We start from the raw sequence: 253 nt of genomic DNA, 5'->3' as shown, positions 1-253 counted from the left end.
CCCTCTATGCTGGATTATGGCGGTTATACGCTGTTTAATGCTGGCGTAAACTGGTATTCAAATGATGGTCACTGGGATATTTCGCTGCAGGGTAAAAACCTGGGAGACAAGCAAGCACGTATTGCCGGTTACAACTTTGGTGTTGCTGCGCTTGATACGTCAGTGCTGGGATTCTACATAGACCCGCGCACCGTCAGCCTCAGCGTCGGTTACCGTTTCTAAATTAGATAGCCAAACTATCTGATGACGCAGG

At 48.6% G+C, this 253-nt stretch carries 1 protein-coding gene; it reads left to right on the top strand.

The genetic code is table 11. The features are described 5' to 3' along the window. Nucleotides 1–222: hypothetical protein (locus SB773_RS33295; protein ID WP_410594720.1), on the top strand; the 222-nt coding region annotated here is incomplete at its 5' end. Between the last annotated feature and the right edge of the window lie 31 nt (nucleotides 223–253).

Origin of the sequence: Bacillus sp. SIMBA_074 (genome assembly GCF_046534555.1) — a bacterium.
Classification (GTDB): Bacteria; Bacillota; Bacilli; order Bacillales; family Bacillaceae_G; genus Bacillus_A; species Bacillus_A mycoides.
Note: the sequence above shows the minus strand (reverse complement) of the source record. Positions and strands in the feature narration are given on the sequence as shown.